Annotated in this window: 10 protein-coding genes and 2 pseudogenes; 5 read left to right on the plus strand and 7 right to left on the minus strand. The window is 46.1% G+C overall.

What is annotated here, in order from left to right; all coding sequences use genetic code 11:
- Positions 1-42 precede the first annotated feature (42 nt).
- Positions 43-1701: a cytochrome c peroxidase gene (locus BLW34_RS11630; protein WP_177166021.1), complete on the plus strand. Its 1659-nt coding sequence runs from the start codon at positions 43-45 to the stop codon at positions 1699-1701.
- Between the two features lie 294 nt (positions 1702-1995).
- Here BLW34_RS11630 and BLW34_RS11635 read toward each other — a convergent pair whose 3' ends face one another.
- The 5 genes from BLW34_RS11635 to BLW34_RS11655 form a co-directional block, all read right to left on the minus strand.
- Complete coding sequence (locus tag BLW34_RS11635; RefSeq protein ID WP_090579731.1) at positions 1996-2475, minus strand: hypothetical protein; 480 nt, start codon at positions 2473-2475, stop codon at positions 1996-1998.
- A 265-nt stretch (positions 2476-2740) separates the two neighbouring features.
- Positions 2741-3529 (minus strand): hypothetical protein, encoded by a 789-nt coding sequence (locus tag BLW34_RS16165; RefSeq protein WP_177166022.1) that lies wholly within the window; start codon positions 3527-3529, stop codon positions 2741-2743.
- A gap of 3 nt (positions 3530-3532) precedes the next feature.
- Positions 3533-4027 (minus strand): thermonuclease family protein, encoded by a 495-nt coding sequence (locus BLW34_RS11645; RefSeq protein WP_256203767.1) that lies wholly within the window; start codon positions 4025-4027, stop codon positions 3533-3535.
- Between the two features lie 61 nt (positions 4028-4088).
- Positions 4089-6287 (minus strand): SF1B family DNA helicase RecD2, encoded by a 2199-nt coding sequence (locus BLW34_RS11650; protein ID WP_090579732.1) that lies wholly within the window; start codon positions 6285-6287, stop codon positions 4089-4091.
- Between the two features lie 24 nt (positions 6288-6311).
- Positions 6312-6980, minus strand: a complete 669-nt coding sequence (locus BLW34_RS11655; protein ID WP_090579738.1) for an SOS response-associated peptidase — start codon at positions 6978-6980, stop codon at positions 6312-6314.
- A 70-nt stretch (positions 6981-7050) separates the two neighbouring features.
- Here BLW34_RS11655 and BLW34_RS11660 point away from each other — a divergent pair, with 70 nt between their 5' ends.
- From BLW34_RS11660 to BLW34_RS17445, 3 genes and pseudogenes are all read left to right on the plus strand, one after another.
- Entirely contained in the window at positions 7051-7521 is a 471-nt protein-coding gene (locus tag BLW34_RS11660) for a LexA family protein (protein ID WP_090579741.1), read from the plus strand.
- Positions 7479-8837, plus strand: coding sequence for a Y-family DNA polymerase (locus tag BLW34_RS11665; RefSeq protein WP_256203768.1), 1359 nt, complete (start codon positions 7479-7481; stop codon positions 8835-8837). The genes BLW34_RS11660 and BLW34_RS11665 overlap by 43 nt, the downstream gene beginning before the upstream one ends.
- A gap of 354 nt (positions 8838-9191) precedes the next feature.
- A pseudogene (locus BLW34_RS17445) lies at positions 9192-9641 on the plus strand (transposase); the annotation flags it as partial.
- A 34-nt stretch (positions 9642-9675) separates the two neighbouring features.
- On the opposite strand, the gene BLW34_RS11675 reads toward BLW34_RS17445, so the two are convergent.
- Together BLW34_RS11675 and BLW34_RS11680 are read right to left on the minus strand one after the other, a co-directional pair.
- The gene (locus BLW34_RS11675) at positions 9676-11022 is read right to left on the minus strand and encodes an alpha/beta fold hydrolase (RefSeq protein WP_090579744.1); all 1347 of its coding nucleotides are present in this window, start codon (positions 11020-11022) and stop codon (positions 9676-9678) included.
- Between the two features lie 16 nt (positions 11023-11038).
- Positions 11039-12829, minus strand: a complete 1791-nt coding sequence (locus BLW34_RS11680; protein WP_090579747.1) for a S8 family peptidase — start codon at positions 12827-12829, stop codon at positions 11039-11041.
- A gap of 648 nt (positions 12830-13477) precedes the next feature.
- Between BLW34_RS11680 and BLW34_RS11690 the strand changes: the two are divergent.
- Positions 13478-13715, plus strand: a pseudogene (locus tag BLW34_RS11690) (transposase); the annotation flags it as partial.

Below are 13715 nucleotides of genomic sequence, written 5' to 3' on the forward strand. Positions count from 1 at the left end.
AATATTCCATAAATCCTTAAAATTAATATGAGTGTAAAAGTTATGTGTTCTGGAACCAAGTTGCGTACGATGTTATTTTTCGTGTTGTTATTATTGTCACCAATATTGTTATCAGCCACAGAAGAAGAAGCTGATCCGGCTGAAATCGCTATAGGTGAACGATTATTTCTGGAAACGCGTTTTGCACAGTTTTTTGCCGCGAACAATCAGGGAGGTGATCCTGCCATGGACACTACCGAAACGATTGACGCCCCTTTACCCGGCCCTTTTGCCGGTCAATCCATGAACTGTGTCGCTTGTCATCTTGTCGATCAACAACTAGGAGTAACTGGCGGGAGCATGCGCACTTATGCAGATTTTGCACGTCGCAGCCCATTGCAGGCACGCGAAGATGGCAAAACACACTCTGTACGTAACAGCCCACCATTAGTAAATGCTTCATTACCACGAAAGGGAGGCATTATGCTTCATTTTGACGGCGAATTTTCTTCGATACATGACCTTGTTAAGGCAACCTATACAGGCCGTATGGCTGGCTGGTTGCCTGGTGAAAGAGAAGAAGCAATTAAGCATTTTGCCAAAGTTATTCGTAACGATGATGGCAACAATGAACTTGCGCAGGAATTCGGTGGAGCCTACTCAGTAATTTTGAAAGGAACCGATCCATCGATACCGGATGAGTTCCGATTACCTGAGGAATTCCGAATTGATGTAGCACAGGCAAGCGATGAGGAGATCTTCGAGAAAGTCACACGCTTTACAGCTGCATATGTAGAAAACCTACAGTTCTCGAGAGATGAAGAAGGTAACTTTAATCTATCACCCTATGATCTATTCCTCGTAAAAAATAACCTACCACGAGGCCCTGCTGAAAACGAAAGCGATACGCAGTACAGTAGACGTTTACTACAAATGGTCAAGAACCTAGATAACCCAACGTTTATATCCGAGCAAGATGGCTTTTTTGCTTTTCATGACCAAGCATTTGTATTCGGTCTCAAAGAACTGGAAGGCATGAAGCTTTTCTTCAGTGAATCAGAACACGGTCAGCAAGGGCACGCTGGCAAACGCAGCACGGGTAACTGCATCGCATGTCATCAAGCACCGAATTTCACAGATTTCGGCTTGCATAATACCGGTGTGGCTCAGGCTGAATATGATGAAATTCATGGAAAAGGTGCATTCAAGGGTCTACACATCCCTAATCTCAGAGTGCGTAATAGTAAGCCAATGACCTATCTGCCAGCCACTGATCAGCACCCAGCAGCGATGGAGCCCTTTCGTGCGATTCCTGACATAAATAAACCTGAATTCATTGATCTAGGTGTGTGGAATATTTATGCCAACCCCGATTTTCCTAAGACGCAGTCTATACTGAAAGATTTGCTTTGCCAGGAGTTGAAGAATGAAAAGGGTCGGAGTCATAACAAACATTGCAAAGAAAAGGATTTGCTGAAACGCAGTATTGCCATGTTTAAAACACCGGGTCTTCGCGACCTGGGGCATTCAGCACCTTATATGCATAATGGTCAATTCGACTCACTTGAAAACGTGATCGAGTTTTATCAGGAGACATCTAAGCTTGCTCGAAAAAATCAATTGCGGAACGCATCGCCTGATCTAGTAGGTATTCATATTGAAAAACAAGATGTCGCTTCAATTGCTGCTTTTCTTCGTGCCTTAAACGAGGATTACGAATAAGTAAAATTTTGGCCTAATGTAACTGGATACTTTGTTAGGAGTAGCAATCCCTCGCTCCTAACGTATCTTTCTTTGTATAAGCTATGACTCGTAAGCTGCAAGCTTTTCTATTTGATATTGCTGGATTCAAGCAGCAAGCAACACATGCTGCTATCGACCATCTGACCTAATCAGATAAAGACACTCAGTAGCACATTGATGAAAAAAAGGCCGTGTATCGTTAATTAACATCGCGACCTGCCTCTTTAGATTCCCGATCTGCTGAAACTTGAATGCCTTCCTCTAAATGAGTTGCTAATTTAACTGAGGCTTTACTACTGACTCGTTTATTAAACCGAGATCTCGTTTTTCTTCATCTAGTGCCATTTTCCGGTGAATGGCTGCTTCTTTCATATTCTCTTTGATAGATTTTTCATACTGGCGGATATTAGCTAAAGTATGCGATTGAACATCTTGCCCCCGTCGCCCGTAATAATAACTGCGTCTTTCATATTCCTGCAGCAACTCTTTCTGTGCCTGCAGTTTTGCTTTTATCTCATTAGCTACATCTTCGTAATGTTCAGCGACAGCATTATGATTATTAGGATCAATAGAGCGCAAATCCGCACTATGAGTTTCACCACTTTGATTGCTCGCTATCGGGCCCATTTGAGCACATCCAGATAAAAAACCAAGCGCCAATACAGTTATCAAGAAAGTTATCGTTCTCATCATAGCACCTCCATTAAACAACTTTAATCCTGCTCCTTTAATTTGCTCAAAACTTTTTGTCATGTCTCATTTTAAGAATAACCATGCTGGGAATACGCTCTTTACAGGAAACATCTTTTACTCAACCTATCTCTTGATCAGAATATTTCAGTTTAATCCCACCATCAATCACTTTGATCATTACTCATAATAAGGTTATGGTTTTTAATACATTAACCTTATTCCTTACAATCAAATTAATTTCTTAGAATGGATAATATCGACTTAAAGCACAAAAAATAAGTACCAAAAAAGTAAATTAATTGTTTCGCTTATGAATACAATAACTTTAACCGCATTCCCAAAAAATAACGCCATCGACAATACTGCTCACCGTCTCGTATTCAGAAGCATTAAGCAGAGAAATCAAGCTGCGATTGATCAGCCTGGCTGTCTCCTGCTCACTAGAAGAAATGAAGCGATTGTGAGTGTCACAGGTTCTATCCAGCCATATTTGCGGATAGGATTTGATTCTGTGACCTTGGGATACCAGAATCTCTGCAACATAGGGAAATGCCTTGCTCATAGACGGATTCCATTCAACTTTCTTCAAAGTGTGTAGATTCCCCAACAACGCTAATATCGGTGTCTGGCTTACTTTATTCGCCAGATTTTCAGCCATCCATTCGTCCCGATTGACGCCTAGTCCCAATCCTCCATCGATGGCGATCAATTTCAAACAACTGCCCCTCCTTTTCATTCTAACCAGATCATTAATCAAAGAGCGGATGGGAGGATGATCGATCATCGTGGGAATCTCAATATCCGCTACAGTTACCCTACCCTCTACGATCTCATCAAGAATTGTCTGTTGATTGCTGGCGATCTCCAAGGCAACAGATAGGCATTTATCTTGCTGTAGATATCTGGATATTAGCTCTTGGAAAAAATGGATAGATTCAGGTCGCTTATGACGTTCACCAATGATCGTAATACTGTGGGGCTCCAAGCCTTCCACAATCCGTTTGTGAGCCTCGGTTGGATGAGCTTGGAATGAAGAAAACAGGATAACCATCAAGAAAAGGAAGCAAATAATTTTTTCTTCCGGCTTTGCAACTGCAGAATAACCTAACTTCATGCTTTACCGCCTCGCTTTCCGCCACTCCCAGGGTGGGACTTGCTGAGCTTCCGGTAAACCCCATAGCCCTGCTCTATTCTGCCTGGCTTGTTTTTCCAAAGCATAGAGATTTTGATCGCTGGCATATTTCCGATATACCCAAGCAGCACCGATTTTTACCATTTCTGCATTGGCATCAATATCGTCCGTATAGATACGCCCAACTTTACGACCATAGCGATCTGTATCCTGTACTTTGACGATTACAGTTTTTCCATAGACAAGCCGGGATAATTCCTGCTTGGCACGCGCTCCATAAGGCTGGGATTTTTCAGGGGTATCGATTTCAGCAAGGCGTACTTTGATTTGCTGTTTGTGATTATCCAGGATCGTGAGTGTATCTCCATCCGATATTCCCACGACTCGTCCAATGTGCTCCTGAGCCGCCGCAAATAATGGCAAGAGTGCGATGTAAAGTAATGCCAGGAACAATATTCTCTTGGAATGTATGCGGTTCACTCAATCTTCCTATTCAAGTGTTTTGTGCAGATAGAAACTCTCATTCTTACCATCGACCGTTTTAGTTATTAGTTGAGAGGCGGGCTATTAAATTGGTTACTCTGCGTTGTGAGCGTTGGTTCTTTACCGCCATTGCCAATGCTTTGGGTTGCGCAATGATCACTACCAGCTGCTTGCCACGGGTAACACCGGTATAGAGTAAGTTCCGCTCTAAAAGCATGTAATGCTGCATCGCCAGAGGAATAACCACCGCAGGATATTCGGAGCCTTGTGCCTTATGAATACTAATAGCGTAAGCCAAGGAGATTTCATCCAGCTCATTGAATTCATAATCCACGGTGCGATCATCAAACTTGATCTGTAACAAGCTTTCTTCAACATCAATAGACACAACTGTTCCAATATCCCCGTTAAATACTTCCTTATCGTAATTGTTCACCTGCTGGATAACTTTGTCTCCTGGCGCGTAAATCGACCCGTAGCGAGTTACCTTGGGCTCACTCGATCCATTCAATCGTTGCTGCAGTTCAACATTGAGTGAGCGCGCACCTAGACCCCCTCGGTTCATCGGTGTCAGTACTTGAATGTCACTCACTGGATCAAGCTTAAAACGCTGCGGTATTCGTTCGAGTACAACCTGCATCAATTTGGTAAAAATCTCTTCTGGCGTTTCTGCATAAATGCAATAGAAATCACTCGATGCCTGAGAGCTATCGGTTTGTGGCAATTGACCTTGGTTAATCCGATGTGAATTGGTAATGATTTTTGATGTTTGAGCTTGCCGAAAAATCTCAGTCAATCTAACTGTGGCAATCTTCCCCGAGTCGATAATGTCAGCCAATACTGCACCGGGGCCAACAGATGGCAGTTGGTCCACGTCACCGACAATCAATAATGCTGCATTTGAAGGAACAGCTTTTAACAACTGATTCATCAACGTCACATCCATCATGGAGGACTCATCGATTACCAGGCAATCCAATGCTAGAGGAAATTCTTCGTTATGCTTGAAGGCAAAAATGGAAGGATCAAACTCCAGAAGACGATGGACGGTCTTGGCTTCCAGTCCCGTGGATTCAGAAAGCCGCTTGGCTGCTCTGCCGGTAGGCGCACACAGAGCAATGTTGATATGTTTGGCGGTAAGAATCTTCAGGATACTGTTAACCAAAGTAGTTTTGCCCACACCTGGGCCACCCGTGATGACCGTCACTTTATGCTGTAGCACCAATGCTATTGCTGCACGCTGGGAGGTTGATAAAGTTAGCCCGGTTTGTTCTTCGACCCACGGAATAGCCTTCTGAGCATCAATGGTTCCCCAGGGGGTTTTACCTTGATTGAGGCGAAGCAGGTGATTTGCACACCCTACTTCCGCTCTATAAAGCGGGGTAAGAAAGACGGTCTCGTGCTGATCGATGGTTTCAGCTGTCAGATTACCTTCAACGAGCTCCGCAGTAATCCCTTCATCAATAACCGGTGCGGGTATTTCCAGCAATTTGACTGCCATTGTACACAAGGTTTCCCGTGCTGCAGCACAATGCCCTTCGTTTGACCATTCCTGTAAAACATGGCGTACCCCGGCTTGGGCACGAATCAAAGAATCTGGTGCGATTCCCAGTTTCTGTGCCAATGTATCAGCCGTCTTGAAACCAATACCGTGAATATCCAAAGCCAGTCGGTAGGGATTTTCTCTCACCTTATCGATGGCCTGCTCTCCATAGGTTTTGTAGATACGGACAGAGCGTGATGTGCCCACGCCATGCGATTGCAAGAACACCATGATTTCCCGGATGACTTTTTGTTCAGCCCAGGCACTCGTAACACGTTCTAGCCGTTTTTTGCCAATGCCGGGTAGCGTCAATAACCGCTCCGGTGTGAGTTCGATTACCTCAAAAACATCAGTACCGAAGGCTTTCACTAGTTTCCTGGAAAAATGGGGACCAATGCCTTTGATCATGCCAGAACCAAGATATTTCTCGATCCCCTCTAAAGTGGTAGGCGGTACTATTTTTATAGAAACCGTTTTAAACTGCTGACCATGTTGGCGGTCATTGACCCAGAAACCTGAACATTCAATATATTCGCCAGCAGTGACAGAAGCTGCTGAGCCAATCACGGTAATAAGTTCTCTATGGCCTTTGACCTTGACTCGCAAGACACAGAAACCAGATGACTCACTATGGAAGGTAACCCGCTCTACCGATCCCTGGAGGTTTTCCAGAGGATTATCAGTGTCATGATGTAAGTTAGCGGGTGCTTTCATCGGACACACTGAATTTCTAAAAACTCATTCATTGATCGGCTGAATCAACTGCTCTCCCTGATTGCTTGTCCGCCCTACCGCAGGCGATACTGGCCATAATTGCATTTGCTCGGAAGAATAAAGCTCTAGAGGCGATAACAGTATATCGTCGGGTTGCTGAGCAGGAGTCAGCCAAGCATCCCATACTTCAGGGGGGAGAATCACGGGCATGCGATCATGAATGGAACGCATCAAGGCATTGCTTTCTGTGGTGATGATCGTGCAGCTATCAATCGTTACTTCATTGACTGTTGCGGTTTCCCATAATCCTGCGAAAGAGAGCGGGCCGTCTTTGGCACAAACATAGAAAGGTTGTTTACTTTTGCCGTCTGGCAGCAGCTTCCACTCGTAGAAGCCCGAGGCGGGAATGAGACAGCGTTGCCTTCTGAAGGCATGTTTGAACATTGGCTTGATCGCTAGTGATTCAGCTCGCGCGTTGAACAGCAATGGCAGCTTCTTCGTGTCCTTGACCCAATGAGGTATCAGCCCCCAGCGCATCATCGCTCCTCCCCGGCCATCGGCACTGTCACGAATGACCAGGATATCGGTTGAAGGTGCAATGTTATAGCGTGGCTCGATCTCCGGCATCGAGGCTGCATGATACCAGTTGATCAGGCTGGAACGGGGATAAGCCAAGGCAAAACGTCCGCACATATCGTCGCATTGTTATTCGTCAAATGAGTGCTTTATACTGTAGGACTCATCATGACCTAAAGCATTCGCCATGACAACCATCGTACCCTTCGATCCTTCCAGCACAACGACGCTGCCTTTCCTGCAACCAGCCGCAATTGATCCGGTTGCTTGTATCTTGCCGCTGTTGCAGCATCGCGTTCCTGCCGGATTCCCCTCCCCTGCAGATGAATATGTAGAGAAAGGTCTCGACCTGAATACTTATCTGGTACGCAATAAAGCAGCAACGTATTTCTTTCGTGTGGTGGGAGATTCCATGACAGGTGCCCACATTCACGATGGCGATATGTTGGTGGTGGATCGCTCGGTTGAACCCAAGCACGGACACATCGTGCTCGCGGTGATTAATAACGAATATACGGTAAAGCGGCTATATGCTTGTGACGGTGTCATCGAGTTGCACGCTGAGAATCCAGCTTATCCACCCATTCGTTTCCGGGAGCATGAGGAATTGCAAGTATGGGGCGTCGTGGTGGGAACGGTCGCTCGCTTTGCCGTGTAATCATGGCGACAGGTGACATTCCCGTTAGCAAACCGATGTTCGCGTTGGTGGACGTGAACAACTTTTATGTCAGCTGTGAGCGCGCCTTTAATCCGAATCTGGAGAATCAGCCGGTAATGGTGCTATCCAATAATGATGGCTGTGCTGTGGCACGCTCCAATGAAATTAAGGCGCTTGGTGTCAAAATGGGTACCCCGTGGTTCAAGCTCAAGGATTTGGCAAAACAGCATCACATTATTGCACTCTCATCCAACTATACGCTCTACGGCGATATGTCGGATCGGGTAACGACGATCCTGCGTGATTTCAGTCCCCATGTTGAAGTTTATTCCATTGATGAGTGTTTCCTGGGTTTGCAAGGCTTGAGCAAGCTTTGGCCGACACCCACGGACATGGGCCAATCAATACGTAACCGGATACGCCAGTGGACCAGTTTGCCAGTGTGTGTAGGGTTCGGCGCAACCAAGACCTTGGCGAAACTGGCTAATCACATTGCCAAGAAACAATCAGCATTCAATGGTGTATGCGATCTCGCATCCATGCCACCCAGCCAATTGGAAGCGCTGTTATCGGCAATCGAAGTGGGTGAAGTATGGGGTGTGGGGCGTCAAATGAACCAGCATCTGCATGCAGCCGGAATTAAAACCGTGAAAGCGCTACGCGACACGCCAACCGCTTGGTTACGTGCAAAGTTTGGGGTAGTGATGGAGCGCTTAGGTTATGAGCTACGCGGTGTATCGTGCCTCTCGCTGGAAGAGGTATCCTCACCTCGAAAGCAGATTATTTCTTCTCGATCATTTGGCCAACTCATTCATAGCCTACCCGAACTTAGTGAGTCCGTTGCCAGCTATATGAGCAGTGCAGCAGAAAAACTACGGCGACAGAACTCAGTTTGTAATGCAATCCAGGTGTTTATCCAAACCAATCCATTCCGTGAACAGGATAAGCAATACAGTAACAGTATTACCGTGCCCCTTCCCAATGCCAGTAGTGATACGCGATTTCTGATCAGTGCGGCGCTGTTTGGACTCAGACATATCTACCGGAAAGGTTATGCTTATAAGAAAGCAGGAGTGATTCTGACCGGAATTGACTCCGTGGCAACATACCAGGAATCATTGCTGACACAATATGGAGCAGATGAGAAATCAGCAAAATTGATGAATGTAATGGATCAGTTGAATCAAAAGTATGGACGCGATACCGTGTCGGTGTTTTCAGTAGGGAGCAAGAAATCCTGGAGCATGAAACGAGAAAACATATCCCCCTGCTATACGACGAACTGGCAAGATATACCGATCGCATACGCCCATTAACCATAGAGAGCTATTACATGGGTGACAGGCATATTTGGTTAGAACGATAATTCAAGCGTAAATCGAGATGGGCACGGGCGAGATGCACCCCTCAATATCGCGCCTCCAAGCTGCTGCAGGAGGTACCGGATGGGAGCGGTCACCCTCTCTCCTTCTTGATACAAGACATGTAGTTACCACAGTTTCTACCAAACTAATTCCGAACATCGCCCCCTCCCTGAAACCCAATGACGGCGAGCACGAGCGGGGAAAACTGAGAAGCAGTTAATATTTTTAGCCATAAACCGTTTGCAGTATTAGGTTTCAGCTGTTCTCACCATAAATTTCAATTGAGGAATTTAGGTTGATGCACAAAGCGTGAAAACTCAGTACGCCAGAGAAGAACGAGGAATTGATGGTGGCAAAAAAGTTAAAGGTCACAAGCGGCATATCGTGGTAGACATTCTCGGTAATTTACTCCACGTCAAAGTTCATGCTGCCAATGTGAGCGATACCAAAAGCGCTTGTACAGTGCTGGAAGGAGTCATCGATAAATACCCTTCACTCAAAGCATTCTCAGGGGATGCCGGTTATCGAGGTACAGCAGTTGATTTCGTAGTTAATGGGCTAGGCTTGGCTTTGCACATTTCAGAGAAAATCGAAGGTAAATGGGCTATTTTACCGAAGCGGTGGGTGGTCGAGCGCACGTTTTCCTGGCCTGATAACTTTCGCCGTTTATCCAAGGATTTCGAAATCTTGCCTGCTGCTGCCGAAAACATAATTCGAATCGCCATGATGAAAATAACACTTGCAAAATGCGTCTAATGTTTTACCAGACAACTTCTTATACTCGACCGAGCTAATTTTTCGCAACCGACTGAAGTATCGCGTAAGCGACTTCGTTATGGCAGATGTCCGAGTGGCCTTTGATGATCTTGTCAGAGTTCAAATTGTGAAGCTTACCAGATTCAAACTGATAAGAGCCGCCAATCTGGAGAAGCGTTCCATCGCCGGCTTCCGGCGTTTTCTGAGCGCCGTTGCGTCCCATCCCACCGAACGGATCATTTTTGTCGCCAATGCCTGATGCATTCTGGCCGGAAATCAAAGATGCCAGAGGATAGGCAAGGCCTACTGCTTTATCATTCTGAGTGTAGGTAATCACAATGGGACCAGCCACCCTTTTTTCTGAGACAACCTTGCGAAAGAAGCCGTCATGGCTTCCATCAAATTTTGGTGCAAAGCCATTGTGCGAAAAAGCTGCCTGAAGCAATGTCATCGAATTCACTTTGGCTGGTTGCTGATTATCAGGCCCGAGGACTGCCGCAGTGATAAGACGCCCGCCGAAGCTATGACCTATCAAATGAAGCTTCAGTCCGTTGGCCTGGGCTTGAATTTTTCGGATCAACATATTTACTCCCGACCGGCCAACGATGCCGGCCCGCTCTTTCATCTGGTAGTAAGTTGTATAATTGAGCAGATTGCGTGCGGCTGATTTGATTCCGCTAAAGAAGCTTCCGAGTCCAGCCGCTCCGCCAGATGACCCATGCGGACCAGCTATAGGAGATCCTATGGATGATGCGCCGTTAGATGGCGTTGTATGTGACGGCAGTACAAACGCAGGTTTGCTCAGACGGTTCATCACCTCTGCACCATCGAGGGTGAAGAAGCGGTCTGAGGCATCTTCTGGATCTTCTGCTCCCCTTTGTGGAAGCGAGCGTATGAGGTCGACGAACTCACGCCGCGTGTTCCTACTGTTTTCAAGCTGTGGCACAAGCTGCTTGGCTTTATCAATAATGGCATCTGCGTCAGGTTTGTCGAAGACCCCTTTGAGATTATCAAGCTGTTTCTGAATGAATTCGACTGTCACCGTAGAGTTGATACCAGCGGCCCCGCTTGGAATCAAGTCCTCTTCAGCAAACTTCTTTGATGGCCAAAGGATACCGAGAATGGCAAATTTGCGCGAACCGAGATTAGGCACATTTCCAGCGCCAAGTACTCTGTCTACACAGTCGAACAAGTTCTTGTAGAGCCTGCGGGCATCGTCCATATCATTGTTCCAGCCATGGGAAACAATGAACAGATCTGTGAATGCGCCTTGAGAGATCGAGTTTAGCGCTTGGTTCACTTCGCTTTCATCAGCCGCATCGCCTTGTTTATTGAGCTGCACTTCGAAGTACGGAAACGGAAAGCCAGGTATATTAGTCACAGTGGTTCTCCAAAAACTATACAGACTGGATTGCGCGCATCAAGTCAACCAGGCCATGTCCCTGGAAGTACTGATCGCGTTTCAGATCTGTTGCTGTTAATAAGAATATTTTCTTAACTTCCTCGGGCTGGCCGATGAATTCGCGGCGGACCGAAAGAAACGCGGCGACTACACCGGAGACGTGCGGGGCAGCCATACTGGTGCCGCTATCTTCTATGTATTTGCCGATTGGTCTAGGTTTTTCCCCGGCAGGCGTTGCGGAATCTGCTGCGACATTGGCTGAGGCCTTAGTTGTATCGCTTGCGGCAATGGCGCCATTGTTTCCCATGACGGGGCGCCCTCCTGAAGCGCAGGAAATGATCTTTTCGCCAGGCGCTACGACATCAGGTTTGATTCGTCCATCGCCGGTTGGACCTTTTGAAGAGAAGTAAGAGACGCCATAAATATGTGGACTATCTCGATGAGTTGATCCGACAGTGATTGCCAGCTCTGCGTTGCCAGGGTCGTTGATAGTTAGACCCAAGCCAGCCGTGACAGCTCCCTTGAAAGCATCTTGTGCGTAGCCGTAGCCCGTATTGCCAGCGGCGACTACGACGACGACGCCCGATTTGACGAGCCGATTGACTTCCACGCAGAGGGGGCTTTGCCCACAGGCAAACCATTCAGGTTCAAAGTCATATCCGACGCTCATGTTCACGCCGTGAATACGAATGCGGCGGCCTTCACCGTTTATCTCTTGAATCGCTTCGAGGGCGGCAATGAGATTGCTTGCCTCACCTTGCCCATTATCATCGAGAACTTTCATGCTAATCAGCTTGCACCTGGGAGCCATGCCCGAGATTGTTTTTTCATTTCTCGTGATATTCTTGATCTCTCCTGTCTCGTCGCGGTAGCGGGTCTCGGTGGTTATTTCTCCGTCTTCTTCCGTCATCCGGCCTGCGATAATTCCTGCAACGTGTGTTCCATGTTTGAATACATCTACAAGAGGTTCTCCAGTCCCACTGAGCACGGTGAAATCGCGATGTATGAGAGGGTTTTCTATCTCCAGATTATGGTATTTTGAGAAGTGCGGGTGATGCGCATCTATACCTGAATCTAGAACGGCCCAGACGATTTCCTCACCCCAGGCACCAAATGAATTATGGGCTGCATTGGCTTTTACGGTACTGATCGTCTTTAGGACAAGTGGTTTGATGGGAAAGTCAGGCCAAATGCGGTAAATAGCTTGGTTGTGTACTTGAGCCGTTGATGTCTCAAGGTTCTTGTCAGCGTTCAGCTTATCAAGAGTGCCAGCTTCCGCCACGTCATTCCTCTGATCAGAAATTTTGTCGAGCTCGACGAGTTCTTGGATTATACCAGCTGATAAGGTGGCAAAGAAATATTGCTGACTCAACTTGCTCTTCTCTTCATTAATGCCCTGTTTTTGCGGGTCAACATTATGCTTACTGATGATATGTTTAATCATACCCCGCACCCAATCGCGTGCTTTGCTTCGTCCTTGGAGATACTCAAGATTGACATCAATAATGACCTTATATAACTCCGGTTCGAGATCCGGGTTCTCCTGATTCTTTTTTGCTTCGGCCTCGAACAAATTGAGAAGCGGGATAGCGATGACTGTTCTATCCAGGACTTCGGGTGTAAACGGCTTCTTATTCGGATCAGTCTGCTCCTCTTTTACCTTCTTTGGGGTTTTAATATATGGTCCTAATCCATAGCCTGTCCCAGCAGGTTTGTAATCCGCTTTATCAGTCGATTTGCGTGTAGATTTACGCGATGACTTACCTGATGATTCTTCTGTTGCCATACCTGACCTCTCATTGCTTACTATTTTCTTATTTTTAATCGCATGTCATTCAGTATGCCTAATCGGTATAGGAAGAACCTTGCGGCTCCCACCATTAATTGGCATACAGCAATCACGTTCACGGCAGTTTGATGTTTCATCCATGCTGTTCGGTTAAAATAGGCAACATCAATTGTGCAAATGCCTTCGCTGGCAATGCCCACGATAGTGCTGGTTTTTTTAAGCGCCACAACCCCCAATTTTCTGATCGACACCTGAAGCATAGGAGAAGCAACGGATCAGATTAATCCAGCTTTATTACTTGATGATGCTAATAGATAACAATTGGGTTAACAATAATGCAATTGCTTACAAATTTTTATCCTTCAGCACCAAGAAGGAATATCAAAAAAACTAGCCTCAATATTGCATGAAGGGAAGTAGTGATTTAATAATAATTCTTTATAATTCAGTTGCCTATGCTGAATAAAGAAAAAGAATTAACAGTGACTAAGTGTACTCAGGAGTCATTTATTTCCATAAATTTGGTAAAAGCCACCGTCTAAAGACCGTGGCTTTTATTTTAAGGATCTTCAGCAAAATCTGTGGTTAAACTTAGAACCTGTCCAAAGTCTTTTGGTTTGACAGAAAAAGTCTGATATTTGCAGGATGAGAACAAGTTATCCAAGTGATATCAGTCCGAACAGTTCGAGCAGATCCGCCCGATGCTGGAAAGTGCGCGCAAGAAGACCAGTCCACGTCGAATCGATTTGCACGAAGTATTTTGTGCGGTGTTGTATTTACTCAAGAGCGGTTGCCAGTGGCGCATGTTGCCAAGCGAATTTCCGGAGTGGCGCACGGTCCATTCGTACTTTGCTATTTGGAGCGAGCTGGATAAAGATGGAGT

Origin of the sequence: Nitrosomonas sp. Nm58, assembly GCF_900107335.1 — a bacterium.
In the GTDB taxonomy this organism is placed as follows: domain Bacteria; phylum Pseudomonadota; class Gammaproteobacteria; order Burkholderiales; family Nitrosomonadaceae; genus Nitrosomonas.

What these genes read in the sequence shown, in the direction of transcription:
- BLW34_RS11660 (WP_090579741.1), top strand. Translation starts at nt 7,051, where the DNA reads ATGACAACCATCGTACCCTTCGATCCTTCCAGCACAACGACGCTGCCT.
- BLW34_RS16165 (WP_177166022.1), bottom strand. Translation starts at nt 3,529, where the DNA reads ATGAAGTTAGGTTATTCTGCAGTTGCAAAGCCGGAAGAAAAAATTATT.
- BLW34_RS11680 (WP_090579747.1), bottom strand. Translation starts at nt 12,829, where the DNA reads ATGGCAACAGAAGAATCATCAGGTAAGTCATCGCGTAAATCTACACGC.
- BLW34_RS11655 (WP_090579738.1), bottom strand. Translation starts at nt 6,980, where the DNA reads ATGTGCGGACGTTTTGCCTTGGCTTATCCCCGTTCCAGCCTGATCAAC.
- BLW34_RS11630 (WP_177166021.1), top strand. Translation starts at nt 43, where the DNA reads ATGTGTTCTGGAACCAAGTTGCGTACGATGTTATTTTTCGTGTTGTTA.
- BLW34_RS11665 (WP_256203768.1), top strand. Translation starts at nt 7,479, where the DNA reads ATGGGGCGTCGTGGTGGGAACGGTCGCTCGCTTTGCCGTGTAATCATG.
- BLW34_RS11635 (WP_090579731.1), bottom strand. Translation starts at nt 2,475, where the DNA reads ATGACAAAAAGTTTTGAGCAAATTAAAGGAGCAGGATTAAAGTTGTTT.
- BLW34_RS11650 (WP_090579732.1), bottom strand. Translation starts at nt 6,287, where the DNA reads ATGAAAGCACCCGCTAACTTACATCATGACACTGATAATCCTCTGGAA.